This is a genomic window from Methanogenium organophilum (genome assembly GCF_026684035.1).
Classification (GTDB): Archaea; Halobacteriota; Methanomicrobia; order Methanomicrobiales; family Methanomicrobiaceae; genus Methanogenium; species Methanogenium organophilum.
This window is the reverse complement of the sequence record NZ_CP113361.1, coordinates 2,422,138-2,438,329: the sequence shown is the minus strand read 5'-3', so window position 1 is coordinate 2,438,329 and position 16,192 is coordinate 2,422,138. Positions and strand designations below refer to the sequence as shown.

At 39.2% G+C, this 16,192-nt stretch carries 17 protein-coding genes; 10 read left to right on the top strand and 7 right to left on the bottom strand.

Going from position 1 to position 16,192, the window contains the following annotated elements:
- The first annotated feature begins 38 nt into the window (after positions 1-38).
- From OU421_RS11910 to OU421_RS11895, 5 genes are all read left to right on the top strand, one after another.
- Positions 39-3,098 carry a tetratricopeptide repeat protein gene (locus OU421_RS11910; protein ID WP_268186324.1) on the top strand — a complete coding sequence of 1,020 codons (3,060 nt, stop codon included), beginning with the start codon at positions 39-41 and terminating at the stop codon, positions 3,096-3,098.
- A 314-nt stretch (positions 3,099-3,412) separates the two neighbouring features.
- Positions 3,413-5,659, top strand: coding sequence for a hypothetical protein (locus tag OU421_RS11905; RefSeq protein WP_268186323.1), 2,247 nt, complete (start codon positions 3,413-3,415; stop codon positions 5,657-5,659).
- A gap of 577 nt (positions 5,660-6,236) precedes the next feature.
- Entirely contained in the window at positions 6,237-6,443 is a 207-nt protein-coding gene (locus OU421_RS11900; RefSeq protein WP_268186322.1) for a hypothetical protein, read from the top strand.
- A gap of 74 nt (positions 6,444-6,517) precedes the next feature.
- A complete protein-coding gene (locus tag OU421_RS13090; RefSeq protein WP_407659801.1) occupies positions 6,518-6,697 on the top strand; it encodes a type II toxin-antitoxin system RelE family toxin in 180 nt (59 codons plus the stop codon).
- Between the two features lie 254 nt (positions 6,698-6,951).
- A complete protein-coding gene (locus OU421_RS11895; RefSeq protein WP_268186321.1) occupies positions 6,952-7,884 on the top strand; it encodes an ATP-grasp domain-containing protein in 933 nt (310 codons plus the stop codon).
- A 92-nt stretch (positions 7,885-7,976) separates the two neighbouring features.
- Here OU421_RS11895 and OU421_RS11890 read toward each other — a convergent pair whose 3' ends face one another.
- Both OU421_RS11890 and OU421_RS13085 read right to left on the bottom strand, forming a co-directional pair.
- Positions 7,977-8,237: a hypothetical protein gene (locus OU421_RS11890; protein WP_268186320.1), complete on the bottom strand. Its 261-nt coding sequence runs from the start codon at positions 8,235-8,237 to the stop codon at positions 7,977-7,979.
- 160 nt (positions 8,238-8,397) lie between these two features.
- Positions 8,398-8,496 (bottom strand): hypothetical protein, encoded by a 99-nt coding sequence (locus tag OU421_RS13085; protein ID WP_407659800.1) that lies wholly within the window; start codon positions 8,494-8,496, stop codon positions 8,398-8,400.
- Positions 8,497-8,708: 212 nt separating this feature from the next.
- Here OU421_RS13085 and OU421_RS11885 point away from each other — a divergent pair, with 212 nt between their 5' ends.
- Together OU421_RS11885 and OU421_RS11880 are read left to right on the top strand one after the other, a co-directional pair.
- Positions 8,709-9,023 (top strand): hypothetical protein, encoded by a 315-nt coding sequence (locus OU421_RS11885; protein WP_268186319.1) that lies wholly within the window; start codon positions 8,709-8,711, stop codon positions 9,021-9,023.
- Position 9,024: 1 nt separating this feature from the next.
- Positions 9,025-9,408: a DUF2283 domain-containing protein gene (locus OU421_RS11880; protein WP_268186318.1), complete on the top strand. Its 384-nt coding sequence runs from the start codon at positions 9,025-9,027 to the stop codon at positions 9,406-9,408.
- Positions 9,409-9,669: 261 nt separating this feature from the next.
- Here OU421_RS11880 and OU421_RS11875 read toward each other — a convergent pair whose 3' ends face one another.
- The gene (locus OU421_RS11875; protein WP_268186317.1) at positions 9,670-9,891 is read right to left on the bottom strand and encodes a hypothetical protein; all 222 of its coding nucleotides are present in this window, start codon (positions 9,889-9,891) and stop codon (positions 9,670-9,672) included.
- A 227-nt stretch (positions 9,892-10,118) separates the two neighbouring features.
- On the opposite strand from OU421_RS11875, the gene OU421_RS11870 reads away from it, so the two are divergent.
- On the top strand, positions 10,119-10,553 hold the full coding sequence (locus OU421_RS11870; protein ID WP_268186316.1) for a MarR family winged helix-turn-helix transcriptional regulator: 435 nt from the start codon (positions 10,119-10,121) through the stop codon (positions 10,551-10,553).
- Positions 10,554-10,565: 12 nt separating this feature from the next.
- Positions 10,566-11,765 (top strand): MFS transporter, encoded by a 1,200-nt coding sequence (locus tag OU421_RS11865; protein ID WP_268186315.1) that lies wholly within the window; start codon positions 10,566-10,568, stop codon positions 11,763-11,765.
- Between the two features lie 128 nt (positions 11,766-11,893).
- On the opposite strand, the gene OU421_RS11860 is transcribed toward OU421_RS11865, so the two are convergent.
- The 3 genes from OU421_RS11860 to mmrce1 all read right to left on the bottom strand — a co-directional run bounded on the left by OU421_RS11860 (position 11,894) and on the right by mmrce1 (position 14,811).
- Positions 11,894-12,115, bottom strand: coding sequence for a hypothetical protein (locus tag OU421_RS11860; protein WP_268186314.1), 222 nt, complete (start codon positions 12,113-12,115; stop codon positions 11,894-11,896).
- Between the two features lie 518 nt (positions 12,116-12,633).
- Positions 12,634-13,977 carry an MFS transporter gene (locus OU421_RS11855; protein WP_268186313.1) on the bottom strand — a complete coding sequence of 448 codons (1,344 nt, stop codon included), beginning with the start codon at positions 13,975-13,977 and terminating at the stop codon, positions 12,634-12,636.
- On the bottom strand, positions 13,978-14,811 hold the full coding sequence (mmrce1, locus tag OU421_RS11850) for an MmRce1 family CPBP family CAAX prenyl protease (protein ID WP_268186312.1): 834 nt from the start codon (positions 14,809-14,811) through the stop codon (positions 13,978-13,980).
- A 240-nt stretch (positions 14,812-15,051) separates the two neighbouring features.
- Here mmrce1 and OU421_RS11845 point away from each other — a divergent pair, with 240 nt between their 5' ends.
- Positions 15,052-15,573 (top strand): RimK/LysX family protein, encoded by a 522-nt coding sequence (locus OU421_RS11845; RefSeq protein WP_268186311.1) that lies wholly within the window; start codon positions 15,052-15,054, stop codon positions 15,571-15,573.
- Positions 15,574-15,942: 369 nt separating this feature from the next.
- Here the strand turns inward: OU421_RS11845 and OU421_RS11840 are convergent, their stop codons facing one another.
- Positions 15,943-16,080 carry a hypothetical protein gene (locus OU421_RS11840; RefSeq protein WP_268186310.1) on the bottom strand — a complete coding sequence of 46 codons (138 nt, stop codon included), beginning with the start codon at positions 16,078-16,080 and terminating at the stop codon, positions 15,943-15,945.
- Positions 16,081-16,192 lie beyond the last annotated feature (112 nt).

Genomic DNA, 16,192 nt, shown 5'->3' with positions numbered 1-16,192 from the left:
ACTTTACTTTATATACCAATAATCAATGATACATTGTAATGGTAGATCCTATAACTGCAACTATACTATTAAACCTCATTTCTTCAGGGATTTCCGCAGGATTAAATAAAGCCGCTCACAAGATTTTCAGGCCTCAAGAAATTGAAGATTACTTAAAATCAACCTCCTTCCAATATAATTTAGAACAAGAATTATCTTTTTTAGAAGGGTCTGAAATCGATATAACTGCTCTGGAGGCCTTTTTCAACTCGGATAAAATTATATGCATTTTCTCCCAAATTTATGAAGCCTCCGAAAAAACGCTTTCTGAAATAGAAAGCGAGTTTGTTAAAGATTTTTGTGAGATTAAGCCAATAACGAATCAATCAAATGAAGAATTTGGAAAAAAATTATTCTTTTGCATTAAACAAGCCTTTAATGCTTTTCTTCAAAGGAAAATCCTCGAAGGGGAAATTGTTGCTCTCGAGTATAAAAGTGAGGAGCGGCACAAGGAGTTAAGGGATGGCCAAAACCGGATGGAAAACCTTCTTGAGGATGTAGTATCTGAAGTAAAATCGCCCCATGGATTCATTTCTAGTAAAGTACCTTTGGATTACATTGATGAAGAATTTAAAGAAGTGATTGAGTTAATCGGGAAAAACGAAATTGAAGAGGCAAAAACAAAATTATTCGCGGTTATCGGGGTTATGGAAAATAAACCTCAAGAAAATAAGAAACTGTTATCGAGAGCATATCATCTACTGGCAATTACATACAATAAGAATAAAGGGGTTGGTGGAAATTTCGATACAGCCGAACACTACGCGAAACGCTCTTTAGAATTTGATCCTTTAAATGACAAAATAAAGGGAACTCTTGCATCAATCTATATCAATAAACACGGCAAAGAAAATTTTGAAAAATCATTTTCTATATCTGCTCCACTATGGGAGCAATCTGAGCAAAACAATCCGCAATTTTTAGAAGTCTATTTATGGGGATTATTTTTTACAAAATCAGTTGTTGATGCAATAGTTTTTTTTGAATCATCAAAAAATGCGCAAGATTTAACTGAACAAAATGACCTTTTATCTAATCTTATCGCTAGATTCTACATTGTAAACAACAATCCGAGAAAATCATTACAATATATCAATAATTCAATCAAGTTAGATCCCCAAAATCCAGATCATTATGCAATAAAAGCGAGTGCATATAGGGAGATATCACTAGCAGAGGATTATTTATTTTCTGATTTCGAAATTTGCCCAAAATTGAAAAAGTATGATTGCATCGAAAAGGCATTAGAATACTATCGAAAAGCCCTATCTCTATGTCACAAGAACACAGATCCAACACTAATAGAGCGAATTAAAAAGGAAATATATACTTGCTCAATTTTGCTTAACCGGTCTAATGAAAAAGAATTCCAAATAATTCGGTTTAGTATAAATTCATCTCAGTTACCCGAAAACGAACAACACACACTTGAATTTTTAGATTTTGTAAATGAATTAAACGCTTGCCATTTTTCCTCAGCATCTCAAAAGTTATTTTCACTCAGAATGTGGGAAGAATTCACCTACGAAACAAAAATTAAATTTGCTTTGGTTTTTTTACATAGGGGTAGTCCCGAAGAAGCAAAAAAAATATTTAAGTCTCTGGAATCTGAAGCCGAATCTAAAAAAGATATCCGCTTTTTGATTAACATGAGCATTATTGAAGTATTATTAAATAACAAAACCGGAATGCTCCAGTATTTAGAAAAAGCAAAGGATGCATCAAAAGGATCTTCAGAATGGGAAGAACGAGTGTTATCTCATAGTTATACTATGATACAGCGGTATCGGGATAGCGGGAAAGAAAATGACAGAATGCTTGCTAGCATCCAAGAATATGATGATAAATTCCCAGACAGAAAAATTTTAAAAGTCATTTCTGTTAATGAAAATGATGAAAAACCTCCTCAAGAAATAATCGACGAATTTAAACGGGCATTTGAAAGAGATCAAAATATAAAAAGAATATGCACGGAACATCAAGTCCCAATTTATGTTATTGCCAATGTCACTTATTTGAATTATGCTGAAATGGTGAATAAATTAACAGATACACAATTTCATATTCGATATCACCCACCTGATCAAGCATCTCAACAGGAGATGATGGATAATTATGACGCGGGTGAGGTTTTTGTTTTTGACTATTCCTCTTTATTGAATCTTTCAAAAATGGATTTACTTGGGGAACTTGAGAGAATACAAGCAAAACTATTTATTTCTAAATCATTGTTTGAAAAAATTCAGTTAGACCTAATTTTCTATGAAGATCCCAATCTAAGAAAATTATGGGATTATCTCAGAAATTCAAATTCCATATCAATTGTTGATATAGAGGCTGACCCTTCAGATTACCAAGAAATTTCCAAGCACCTTGATAAATGGATAATCGATTCAATTAAACTGTTATCAATTTATGAAACTTCAATATTATTATCAGATGATTTCAATCTCATCAGATTATTTAAAGAGTACAAAATAAGAGGAACAACTACATTCTTTTTTTTAAGCTATTTATTAGAAAATAAGTTTGTTGATTCAAAAACATATGGAGTTGCAATCGGGGTTTTAGCTGAAAGGATGTACATATTTTTGCCATTCGATGGTGAAGATCTATATCATATTGCAATGGATGATGAATGTAAAATCAAATTGAGATCCTATCATTTGATTAATCACATTACTGTCCCTGGGATTAGTCCTTTGATTTATACCCGGCAATTTGAATATTTTATCGATAAATTATGGAGATCTGGCTCTCTTTTTGAGGATAAAGTCAACTGGCTTGCTCTTATAACTGAAAGAATGATTTTTGCTATTAATCAAAGGCATGATATAGGTCAAACATTTGAAGTGGATATGTTATTGTATGATATTAAGAAAATTTGGAAAAATATCTCTTCTTTATGCACACTATCAGATTTGACAATTCTTGAAGAGAGATGCATAACCCTTTTTGAAACTGAACCCTCAAACGATCTGAAGGAATCTATATTGTCTGTTATAAATCAGAGCAGGGATGTTTTATCCTATGAAAATAATCAATTGTCAGAGCATTGAATTATGTCTTTGGGAATGCATTTTTCCTCCCATCATCTAATATAAATAAAAAAATATCCATGATCTAATAAAACTATTTAATTTTGAACCCAAGTTTGCCATCGGACTTTCCGCAGCGGTTATTTCAAGAGTAATGTTTTCATATTCCCAACCAAAAAGCTGCAATATCTTCCTTCACCATTACATATTAATTATTGATGAAATTGAACGTTTTTCCCTTCATCGTGTAAAGGATGAATCTAATAACTGGTTTAGTCCTCCAACTATGTGGTAAATAAGAAAGTGGTTAAAGCCTCAAATTCTATCCACATATAATGTCAAGGATTGAAACCATACTATCTAAGGCCAGACCAATAAAGAAACTCTGCATTATTGATGATGATTTTGATCTCTTTTGTGAAATAAACAATACTTTCACAGAGGAGATTGGAGGATTTTTCAATCTAATTTTATTGAACAATGACAAATTATTTTCAAAAAATACCATTGAATTCATAAAATATCACGATCCAGACATCATTATAAATTATTCTAAATGTGAGAATGATCTTTTATTGGATAAATTTAATGTTCGCATAATTGATCCAAAGAGCCAGGGAAATTTTAATTTGAACCACTTTACTATACCAATCTTTGTTTTAGACAATATCCCAGATCTTGTTCGATCGGTCTTTTATGAAATATTCAATAAAATTGTTGTTTGGGACAGTCAATTCAAAGAACCTGAGAACTCAGTAAATTTTGTAAACCTTGGATCATTATCAAAAAAGGCAGAAAAGGAGATTCAATCTAATAATATTTTTCGAGGAGTAAAAATAGACCATGTTCAACCAAGGCTCGCAAACCAAGATATTTTCCGAATATGGGAGGAAAATTCAAATTTATTGTATGTTTCTACCTTATTGTCTAGGCCGACCAGTATTAGTAGCATATATTCTGTAAACCATAATAGAAACAAATATTTTTCAGATGAAGGTACAATAATTTTTGGAAGGTCAGATGACCTAGAAAGTATAACATATTTTTGGAATACTAGAGCAACGTATCCATACTCAAAATTAATTTGGATCCCTGTTGAATTGGTTGACGAATATCTTTATGGAGTCAAAAAGTTCAATAATTTTTGTATCTTTTCTGGCGGGGAAGAGCTCAAGGATAATTTAAGAAGTATCTGCGAAGAATTCAAAGAAATTGCCTCAGATAAATACTACTTTAGCAGTTCTTTTAGTTGTTGGGACTCATTTGAACATTTACAGAATGTATCATTTAATGATGACTATGTTAGAATAATTCACCCTCAAAGTAAGCTATTTTCAAAATCTGGATTTAATGTCAATATCGCACTTGAGATTAGAGGATTTGAAGAGACAATATTACCACAAAGTCCGATTCTTGGAAGACTATTTAAGCAAGATGATCAATTCAACAAACACCATTTTGTAAAAATTGGTTCTAACGGATTAGCAATATTATTATCAGACTTTGCTCCGTACGAAGAGTCTCCATTGTACGAAGAACTGAAAATTCCTACTGATGTTCAAATATTTAAGGAAATACTGACTGAACGAGGTTTAACTTCTAAGGAATCAAAACAATCTCAAATAATTAGCCAAGTCATTAATCTACTAGATGGATATCAAAACATTGAGATCTTAAAGGATGAGGCCGTTTTCGACTTAATTGTTAAAATTGCTCCAAAAAGAATTGATAGAATTGTAAAAGAATTATCAAAAGAACTAAACGCTAGTGTCGAAGAAGAAAAGTTAGAGGATCTTATTTGCGATATAATTGGGGAAATTTCTACTATAAAATCAGACACGTATATTGAAGCCGATGATTTTTATTCGTTGGCTGGTGGGAGCCAAAAAGTAAATGACAAAAAGAATTTTTTCTCAAAAATTGAAAAGTTATATTTCCTTAATCTTTTATTGCGAGGGAAAAAAGTAATCTGTCAAAAGTGTGGTACTACCCTTTGGTATCCTATCTCCGGATTGCAAGATGATTTACAATGTTATTGTTGTAATAATGACTTGAAAATTCCAATATATAATACAAATAAAGCACAAAATGACTCCTTTAAGCTAAACGAGTTAATTTGTACCGCAGTTGATCAAGGTGTTCTACCAGTATTATTAACAACTTACCTTCTACATAAACAAAATTATCGTGCGATTCGGTTTATATTCGACATTGAAATATATGAAACTGGTACTTTGATTGGGGAGATTGATATCCTTTTAACTTTAGGAACAAAAATTGGTATTGTAGAAGTGAAGGCTGATAGAGGATTTGAAACTGGTCAACTTGATAGAATCTTAGAAATGAGGAAAAAAATTAGGGCTGATTTTATTATATTTTCCACATTGAAAGAAACTGATTCAGTGGAAATTGAGAACTTAATTTCCTATTTAAACACAAAAGAAATAAATTATCCAGTTTTCATACTTACAAAAGACGCATTATTCAATGAAAAGGTCGTTGATCTCTCAAATTATTTCCATGTTGATAGAACTACAAACTCATTCCCAAACGGCGTAATAATACCTGAAGAATACATTTGATAGCGTAATATATTATTTATAAATAAATTTTATGGCATATTTCACGCCATACTCTTGATCATTTTGGTTTAGAATCTGTTTGATACTGTTCAATAATCATAAACAATACTTTAACATCAACTCACAACATCCATTGAATCGACTCAACAGAAAAGAAAAATTGAGAAAGAAATCTCAGGCAGATAGCGTCTTTTTCAGTTGATCCCACGCCATCAACCGTTCAACAACGTGTTGATTGAGGGAAAATGGCTTCTCTGACTCTGCGTTCTTTTTCATATAATGCAATGAACCTTTTGAGAAACCCGGTTTCTTCCAGTCAGCATATGATATACTGAGAATCTTACTGCGTATCTCATCCCATCCGTATCAACCCGGTCAACCTGATACTCCGGTTTCATGTAACTCACCGATTGTTTCTTATCGGTCAGATAGTGCGCCAGCTCAATATTTGCGACAGTGTCGCAAGAATCTCCTGGCATACTTGGGATAATGAATCCGGCGTTGACACTGTCATATTGCCGGCAGATGATGCTACCATCAAAAAATATTATTACTTGCAGAATAATAGTAGGATAAAATGAGTACAGAATCCATTTCCATGGAGGATATGAAGAAGGAGATTGACATCCTGAAAAAAGAGATCAGGGAGATCAAGTCAAATCTGGTCGATCCCGACTCGATCCTTACCGAAGAAGATTATATCTGTCTCCAAAGCTACCGTGTGGAAAAGGAGAAAGGAAAACTTCTCTCAGAATCTGAAGTAAAAGCAGAGCTTGGCCTGTAAATGTACCTGCTCAGATTCTCTTCACAGTCATGCAAGTTTCTAATGAATCTGGATCTTAAGACCAGACGCCGGATATTTCCAAAATCGAGAAGCTAAAGGATGATCCCGTACCACATGGTTCGATCAAACTGAGAGGGACAAAGGAGGATATCTTCCGTATTAGGGTGGGAGATTACCGTGTCCTGTACGAAGTCGATAATGGAGTTGAGATCATCGGGATAATTAAGATTGGCAAGCGATCAAATGTTTACTGAATATTCTATTTAGGGCAGGCCGATTTTGTGATTTGACACGTATAATAATCCAAACTGTCAAATTCATTATCCCGACAAAAATTTTATTTGATCACTATAGCGGATAGTCATCCTGGGTGATTGAAATCAAAGTGGCGAACTTCTGTTGAAATTATTGTTTTTTGATTCCGGATTTATGACAGATAAGTACAGTATTTATCCACCAAATCCCCATACCATAGAGAATATTCCCCCATTAAAATGAGGAACACAAAGTGAAAGGATGGATATTATACAAGCATTCCGAGCTGGAATTAAAGCCGGAAACCTATGAAATAAACCGGCTTCTTGAGGTTGCTGAAGAGAACAACATCGAGATGAAGGTATTAACACCCGAACAATTCGAACTAATCGTCACACGAGGTGACAGAAAGAGCATTCTTTTGGATGGAGAAACTGCTTCACTTCCGGATTTCCTCTTACCCAGAATGGGAGCAGAAACCTCATACTACGCACTGGCGGTCATCAGACATCTGGAAAGTCTTGGAGTTCACACATTCAACTCATCCCAGAGTATTGAAACTGTTAAGGACAAGCTTTATTCTCACCAGATACTCGCCAAAGCGGATATTGCATTCCCAAAGACGATGCTCGCAAAATATCCCATCAATGTAGACCTTGTTGAGGAACAATTTGGTTTTCCGTTGATTGTAAAAACGCTGTCAGGTTCAATGGGAAGTGGAGTTTTCCTTTCTGGAAGCAAATCTAAATTCGTCGACCTGATGGAAATTATACGTTCAACAAAGAGCAACGTCAATTTTATCCTACAGGAATTCGTGAAAACTAGTATGGGACGGGACCTTCGTGTCATAATTATTGGGGGACGTGCCGTAGCCTGCATGGAAAGAGTAGCAAAGGAAGGAGATTTCAAAGCAAATTTCTCAAGAGGAGGATTGGTCAGGTCTTTTGAAATGACACCCGAGATTGAATGGCTGGCTACCGAAACTGCAAGGATATTCGGTCTTGATATTGCAGGAATAGACCTGCTTTTCGACGGGGAACACTTCAAAGTATGTGAAGCAAACTCTTCACCAGGATTCGAAGGCGTGGAAAGCTGTTGTGGTATAGATATAGCACAGGAAATGTACAACTTCATTCGAGTGCGTCTTGGAATGTTTCCGGAAGAAGAAGGGATTATTAAGGATTAAAAGAGGTTGTTAAGAACCTCATACCATCTGTCACTGCCGTCTTTAAATCCACAAGTGTGCCGGTTTAAAAATCCACAAAAACCAAACCTCGGTTAACCACCTTGGAGGTTTGGCAAAATGTTGAACATGGAGGAATTTTTAATGATTCGGGACATTGCCCACGACGTGGAACGGGAACGAGGCCGGCAAAACATCAGCAAATTTTCCAGAAGAAACGGATATGACAGACGAACAGTTAAGAAATATCTGGATCCAGACAACTGCCCTTCAGCACCATCACATAACTCCACATCAGCACTTTGCCCTGATACCAGGGCCGTCTTGTTGAACCATGTGTTCACCTCTTCTGTCATCTTGCGTGCACCCATGGGCCTTAACCTCAGTGCATAGCTCTCCGTCCTGACAAGAATTCTTCACGGTCACCCGATCCCGCTCACCGAGGTTGACAACCGCCAGATCAACAAGAAACCGGAACAACTCCTGCATATCATACGCCAGACTATTCTTGCAGGATTACATCTCATGAAGGAATCCCACATGTGCATCAGGTCCTACACTATTGATATATTTCAGACATTCGGCTTCAAGAAGATAATGTCCAAATTCGAAAATGCAATTGACCTGATCACCGGCTCCAGGCGATCCTGTTCGAAAACAGTAGTAATAGATTCAAATTCAGACTTTTCGGGAATGAAATCTCCAAATTCATGTCAGTGTTCTAAGGAACAAAGTATGGGGACCTGAATTCAGCAGAATTTTCTATTTTTCGTTCTAAAGAATTCGAATGTCTTAACTAAGGACATCTCAAAAACGAATATGATAACATGAATATTTCAACATTATTACAATCTCTTCCCAAATTAAAAAGTGAGAATATTACAAGTTCCACTCACTTTAATATACGATTTGAAGAAAGGAAAGATGATGTAATGCCTGATATTGATGGTATTCATAAAATGCTTATAAGTAGTGATCCAGTAGCAATATCGAATCAAGAAGGCGAAAAATTTGAAATATTATTCAATTTAAACGAGGATTATGATTTGGCTTTGGTAGTTTCGGTAAAGGATACCAATCCTGAAATAATAATAAGGTTAATAACCTGTTATAAAAAAGAAAGAAAGAGGAGGGTGAAATAAAATGACTGAAAATTTAATTCATACGGATGTAGATACCATAGATTATGATTATGAGAATGACAGTCTTTTTTTATTCCTCAAAGGGGCTGAATATTCACATTCGCTGAATTTAGATAATATCATAATTGATTTTGGTGAAGGAAATTATATCAAGGGCGTAGAGATACAGAATGCTTCCAAAAAATTTGGTGTCTCGAAATATGCGCTAAAAAATCCTCATGAAGTTGATGTTGAACTTAATGTTTCAGATGAAAAAATTGAGCTTAAAATTAGACTCACTCTCAGAATAAGAAATAAATATCTCCCCAAAGTCATCGCTACAACAGATATGAACGAATTCAATATTCCATCCGGGACAATGGCCATGTCGTGCGGAATGTGCTGAGAACAGATATTCATTTTTTCAAAAATACATTAAGCCGGTTACAATGGTTCAATAATTCCCAGATAACGCCTTTATTGAAACCCTGTTGTTGAAAGTATATTCCCGGAATATTCTCGTTGCTGCATCTCAGGAATTCAACAGAGTCAAAACAGAGCCTTCCGCTCTTATCTGGAAACGAGCGTTTTACGACTTCCATAGAGAGATTCGTTTTATCAGCCCATTAAATAAAAAGAATTGGGAAAGAAGGTCAATTAAGCCCCATTACCCCTTCATCCCCATCGTATCGTCGAGCCAGTCAAACGTGGCGGCAAACGACTGACCGAATGCCCCGAACCGGCAGTGCGACCCGGCACCGTACTCATCGGAGGATATCATGAGTTCCTGCTCACAGGTGAGGTGATCATAGAATGCCGTTGCCTGCATCCCGTCCGGCTCTAAGTGATCCGTCGCACTTCCCTGCGGCACCCCATGCTGATTCAACAATGCTCATTTCACCAAATCCCGGACTTTGTTCATCTCGTGAAGGCCATTTTTCAGATTCTCGCAGTAACCATTCGACTGCACAATTAGTTGCATGCGCAACTATTTATTGATAGGATGATTACGTAAATAGTTGCATTTGCAACTATCTTGCCTGGCAATTAAGACAGCAGAATAGCAAAATTCTGAATTAGATGGTTATTGTGATCACATTTACCAATGGTGAATATATGAAAAGTGAAGGATTTATCGGAAAATATATCGCATTTCTCTACCGGGACTCTCAGAAATACCTGGACAAAGAATTGGAACCATACCATATTGGATCCAGTCAGGCCTATATACTGATGTCCCTTTTTGAATCCGATGGAATAAACCAGGAATCGATTTCCCGGATCATAAAAGTGGATAAAACATCAATCACCAGGTCCATACAAAAACTGATTGAAGAAGGCTATGTTGTCCGGCAAAAGGACGAAGACGACAATCGCTCATATCGTGTGTTTTTGACCGGGAAAGGAAGACAGATTGAACCGGATATCTGGAAGATTGCATCAGGGTGGGAGGATATTCTGTTATCCGGCTATGATACCGATCATCGGAGCTTAATTGTGGATTATTTGAAGGATATGTCCGATAACATATCCCGGAAAATGGAAGATTAAACGGGTGAAATTATGGAATTCAAAGCTATTCACCTGCTCATGCTCTGTTGTACTGCATTTTTTGCAATGGCAGGAGGAGCGGTTCTGGCACCGGTATTGCCGGAGATGGTCGAGCCTCTGCATACAACAGCTGCCGAAATAGGGCTGATGATATCGGTATTAACCATCTCGACAGCAATTTTTACCCTTGTTGTCGGATATTTCATCGACCGGGTTAACCGGAAAACCATACTTGTGCCCTGTCTCATTTTCTATGGCCTGCCGGGGCTTGTATGTTTTTTCATCTCAGATTTTCATACGATTCTGGTCCTGAGGTTTATACAGGGCATCGGGGTGTCGTCAATGATGACACTGGCTCTGATGATTATCGGGGAGGTGTATGAAGGCCATGACAGTGTAATGGCCATAAGCAGAATCAGTATGTCTATTGCTATTGGCGCAGTATCCGCTCCTCTTATCGGCGGAAGCCTGGCAATGCTGGGATGGAATTATCCGTTCTTATTCTATGCACTTTCCCTTCCGTTCGCCGTTCTGATACTGGTATTTCTTCCCGAGACGAGCAGTGACAGGAAAACAGGAACGCAATGTGGAATTACGAAAGCATTTGCCTCTCTAAAGGATATTCGGATATGTTATACGGTCTTCCTGGCATTTACGATATTCTTCATGTTATTTGCCCTGATCATCTATGTGCCCTTCCTGCTCAGGGATTTGTTCGGGTTTACCTCAGGAGGATCCGGTTTAATGCTCGCAATTGAAGGACTGGCTGTTGTTATTCTGGCTTCCCGTGTAAGGAATTTCACCCGAAAATTTTCAATGCCTGCGGTCATTAGTATGGGTTTTACGCTCATCGGAATAGCGATGATAGGAATCTCTTTTGTACCTTCAGTTATCGGCATTCTTCTCCTTTTAATGCTGTTTGGAGCAGGTTTCGGGCTGGCACAGACTACAATCGATGTACTCATCGTGAAGATTTCACCTCAGGAATCAAGAGGCGGAATATTGTCGATTCATAATTGTATGAAATATGTCGGTCAGAGTCTTTCTCCGGTAATTTTTGCAGTAATTCTTGTCCATTTCGGAATTAACACGGTATTATTGATAGCAGGTATCCTTGGACTGCTTATCGCTCTGATGACCTGTCTAATGATAAGAAGGTTTGAGAATCCGGTTTTACAGCCTGTTGCAGATGGGAAACCAGCCGTCCTCTAAATTTCCCCATTTATTCTCTTCCGTGCACCCGTGGGTCTGAGCCTCAGTGCATAGCCCTTAGTCCTGACAAAATCCTTCGCGGTAACCGGTGTCCCGTTCAGCGGGTTTTATTAAACTGAGCTCACAGACTATCCAAAAAATACCTCATATCTAAGTAACAGGAGGGTCTTGCTGCCATGCAATGCCCCTGGTCTGAGCGAAATGAAGATATCCCGGCCCGTCTGGCGTTTGATATCGTCTGCATATTTTTCTGCCCGTTTTTGACCAATATTCGGGCCTCTATCGTCTGCATTGTCGGCGGGTGAATCTGTTGGAGATTGTGCCGGGAAGAGCTCAATGTTTATCTTCACCCTCCACGCTGCCAGGTGACATCACATGCGGCAAAGGGGGATTATTGATTGGTAATTTTTTCATTTTTTATCCATCCCTGAATCCTCCCCTTTCCATGAGCATTCATCGTAAAATGAGTCCGGTTACTGGCATTCTGCTTTAGATAATGCAGTGTCCCTTTGTTGCACCCCATATCTTCTATTCCTTGTGGGACAGAGCAGGTATCTTCTTTTTTTCCCGCATTTTGGTTTGGATTATAGCGAAGGCAAAAATGCCCCCTGTAAGATTATTTCACCGAATCGGTTCTCCTGATATCAATGGCTCTGCCAATGTGGACGTAACTATCACCAAAAAAGAGTGCACATGAAAGTATGAGAGTGCGTTAGGATGATTCATGCTGGTTCAACAATGCTGTTTCACCAAATCCCGGATACTGTGATAGCTTTATTCATCTATCCACCACTCTCCTGAATCTATGGATGTATCAGGCACCATAATCCATCGGAAGGCCGGTTTTTTGGCAAACCATCCAAAATCGTTAGACAAAATCGCTTGCTTCAATCAGGTTAATAATACTGCCCTCGTCTTCACCATCTTCTAATATTCTGATTTTTTTGTTTCTCCATAAAACCAAAGAAATCAGGGAAATCATTAACCCGGAAATGATAAACATCAGGGCAATTCCCCTGCCTTCCCCTACGCCAACAACAACACCGGCTGTTTCAGCCAGAGGCCCGCCGGGTTCCAGAAGCGGATTGAAAACAGAATCTGCCAGAAACCCGGTGACTGCAAAAGCGATGATGGATCCGAGATAGGTAACCATTGAAATAATTGACCACACACGCCCCTGTTTGCTGTTATCGATATTTTTCCGGATCAACACTTCAATCGAGGTGTTAATGAAAGGCAGGGTCGCAAAGAACGTAAATCCTGCCAGCGTAATGAAGACGATATTGGTTGAGAGTCCAAGGTTGGCAAAAAATATTCCTGCGATGAATAGTGAAACCGCCAGTATTTTCACCTGTTTGTTTTTGCTGCCGAACAATCCGATAAACAGGCTTCCGATCAGCATGCCGGTTGCGCAGACGGACTGGGAGATCCCTACGGTTTTTGCGGTTGTCAGGTTAAGAAGCATCGGAATAAACAGAGACTGAAGCAGCCCGACAAAAAAGAGCACGGCGGTGATCGTAAGGACCAGGTTAACCACACCCTTGTTCTTCGAAAATTCCCTAATACCCTCTCTCAGTTCGGCCATGAAGTCATGCTCCACCCGCTGGACCGGAATCCCGCCTATCGTCTTTCTTACCCAGATAACAATAAAACTTGCAATTATGAGAGTGCTGATATCGATTAAGAAAATATATTCGATATTCATCAGTGTCAGCAATATTCCGGCTAAAAAGGGGGATATTAAATATTGAGCAGAACCTGCCAGCTGCACCAGTCCGCTTGCCTTAGCATATTGCTCTTCGGGCAGAAGGTCGGTAACCAAGGCCTTGTAGGCCGGCTCCTGGAACGCTGAAAAAACCGAACTGGCTGCAATCCCCAGATAAATGTGCCAGAGTTCGATGTCGCCCTTCAGCATCATAAAAAATATGAAGAGAAGCCCGAGCGATGCTCCCAGATCCCCGACAACCATCATCACACGCCTGTCATACCGGTCTGCCATGATCCCGCCATAGGGTTTGAGCAGGAACGGAGGCAAAAACACACACATCAGTATGAAGACAAAGCTTGAGGCTGTACCGGTCTGCAGGAGTACATATATTCCCAGTGAAAAGATGGTAAGCCCGGTACCGATTACCGAGATGAACTGGCCAAACCAGATCAAAAGGAATTTGGAATAAAGATCCCCGGGCGTATCCGTCTTTTCCCCGGTCAATTAGTTTCCCTCCACCACAAGATGGTTCCGGGAAAAAAACATTTCCTTATCCAGTGCAACAATCACACCTGCAAAAATCAGGAGGACAACCGTCTGAATACACTTTGTTGTCTGGGTGATCATCAGTGTCTCCTGCGACATATTGACAATAAAGTGAAAGAGGATCGCCGCTGGAATACTTTTCCCGTTTTTTATGCAGATCCAGCTGATGATGATTCCAATCGCAATGAAGCCGGCAAAAAAGTTCACCGCATACCAGATACTTTCGTGAAAAATCTCATACTGGTAGGAGTTGTTGACAAATATCAACGGGAAGTGCCAGAGCGACCAGAGTATACCGAAAATGACTGATGCACGAAAGATCGTGTGACGGCTCTGGAGACTGTCAAAGGCATACCCTCGCCATCCAAGCTCTTCAAAGGATGCGGCAAGCAAAAGAAGAACCAGAACAGGAACAAAGCCTGAAGAGAAGGAAAACCCTTCGGACAATTGAAACTGGGAAACGGCCCCCCCAAAGGGAAGCGAAAGAAGGATGGAGACCACGACAGAAAACGGCATTATAAGGAAAAATACCGGCAGCATTTTGGGTTCAATCAGCCGTAGATTGAACAACCGGTTGACAAAATCCTTTATCAGTCCTGAATTCTTTGACCCAAATATAAACACAAGTGAAAGCAAAAACGGTGCCATCAGCCCGGGCAGCATAAGGAGCATATAGAGCCCGCTTATATCATCCTGAAAACTTACATACGCCCCTGCAAACCAGAGAACATAGGTCACGATAAAAACCGCAGCAAAATAAACCAGAGGTTTGTATTTGTAATTGGAAATCATTATATATCAATGATTAAATACCTGCGCTCGACATATAAATATTACCCAGTCCCGGCTCTGGCAGCCAAAGGTAACACGATTGCTCCGGGAATGTTCCGGATATTTCTGCCTGCGACAAATATGACGGCAAGAAGGAGAAGAAGAGGGGAAAACGGAGAGGATGGCCCACGATTTTGAGAACTGCCCAACCTATCAAACCCCTACCATTATCCCATATCCGGAAAAAGAGGAAGAATCAGAATGGAACCCGCCCACCTCCTCAGGGACCTTACCTTCTTCAAGGCCGAGAGGGACCTTGCTGCACGGTTTTCCCTCTCCCCTGAGGCCCTCCTCCCATTCATCTTCTCGATCCGGTATGGAGGTGACTGGAGCTATACCTCTGAGAATCTCTCGACCGTATCAGTGATGAAGAAGACGTCGGTGTATGACGAGGAGACAAAGCTGGGCTCCTCTCTGGAGGAAATTTATCTCCTCGTGAACCCGGCGATACAAGAGAGTGAAGGAACTGTCCACCGGCTTGAAAAATGTGGAAACCAGCCCACCCGTCTTATCGAGGAACGGCCGTTCCGTGTCAGGGCCAGTGCTGACAGGATCCTGAAGATGACCATTGACCCCCTCGCCGGAGAGATCAGGGTCGATGATCTCAGCAAAAAGGAGATCTCCTTCGAGGGATCCCCGGCATATGGCATCGCCCACGAGATCGAGCATCTGGAGAAGAAGGAGATCACAGGAAAGGATCTGAGCGAGCTTCGGTTCGTCTGATTCCCATAACTGCTGTTGATATGATTCTGACGATCCATTCTTTCAGGAATTCGCAGGGTGTCGAACAGTGCCTCCGTATCTTTTTTTAAGAATTGAAAGACTGTTTCAACCATATTTCATTGACCATATTTTTCCTGATCGAAATTTTCAAACATCTCCATCCGATATTTTCAGAGTGAACATTTCCACCCAATTCACGAACCGGAATTACAGATACGGCTCCAATTATCTCCCAAATGTATTTGTGGATTTATTCCGCTCCCCTCCGGATACAGGCATTTTGCGACTTGCATAGCTATATTCGTATTATTAGCCTTTAAGAAAAAAATCTTTAAGAAAAAATAAAAATGGTTAAAAATTTCAGGCAGCTCACTTGAGCTTTTTATTGAGCTTTTTGAGCTTCTTCTTAGCGGCTTCGCTACCCGCAGCCGCCTGCTTTGAGAGATCTTCTGCCTTGGCCTTCTTTGCTTTGTTCTGCTTCTCCAATTGTTTTTTACTCATTGCCATACAGTTACCTCGCCAGGCCTTTGTCTGGTTTAAATTGTCTTTTTTTCTTCTTATAAACGGGTATCGTTGTGGGTATGTCCATACAATGCCGATCTGACCGGACAGACTCATT

Coding starts and splice junctions, on each gene's coding strand:
- OU421_RS11840 (WP_268186310.1), bottom strand. CDS start 16,080: ATGGCAATGAGTAAAAAACAATTGGAGAAGCAGAACAAAGCAAAGAAG.
- OU421_RS11905 (WP_268186323.1), top strand. CDS start 3,413: ATGTCAAGGATTGAAACCATACTATCTAAGGCCAGACCAATAAAGAAA.
- OU421_RS11890 (WP_268186320.1), bottom strand. CDS start 8,237: ATGACAGAAGAGGTGAACACATGGTTCAACAAGACGGCCCTGGTATCA.
- OU421_RS11910 (WP_268186324.1), top strand. CDS start 39: ATGGTAGATCCTATAACTGCAACTATACTATTAAACCTCATTTCTTCA.
- OU421_RS11880 (WP_268186318.1), top strand. CDS start 9,025: ATGACTGAAAATTTAATTCATACGGATGTAGATACCATAGATTATGAT.
- mmrce1 (WP_268186312.1), bottom strand. CDS start 14,811: ATGATTTCCAATTACAAATACAAACCTCTGGTTTATTTTGCTGCGGTT.
- OU421_RS11865 (WP_268186315.1), top strand. CDS start 10,566: ATGGAATTCAAAGCTATTCACCTGCTCATGCTCTGTTGTACTGCATTT.
- OU421_RS11870 (WP_268186316.1), top strand. CDS start 10,119: ATGAAAAGTGAAGGATTTATCGGAAAATATATCGCATTTCTCTACCGG.
- OU421_RS11885 (WP_268186319.1), top strand. CDS start 8,709: ATGAATATTTCAACATTATTACAATCTCTTCCCAAATTAAAAAGTGAG.
- OU421_RS11845 (WP_268186311.1), top strand. CDS start 15,052: ATGGAACCCGCCCACCTCCTCAGGGACCTTACCTTCTTCAAGGCCGAG.
- OU421_RS11900 (WP_268186322.1), top strand. CDS start 6,237: ATGAGTACAGAATCCATTTCCATGGAGGATATGAAGAAGGAGATTGAC.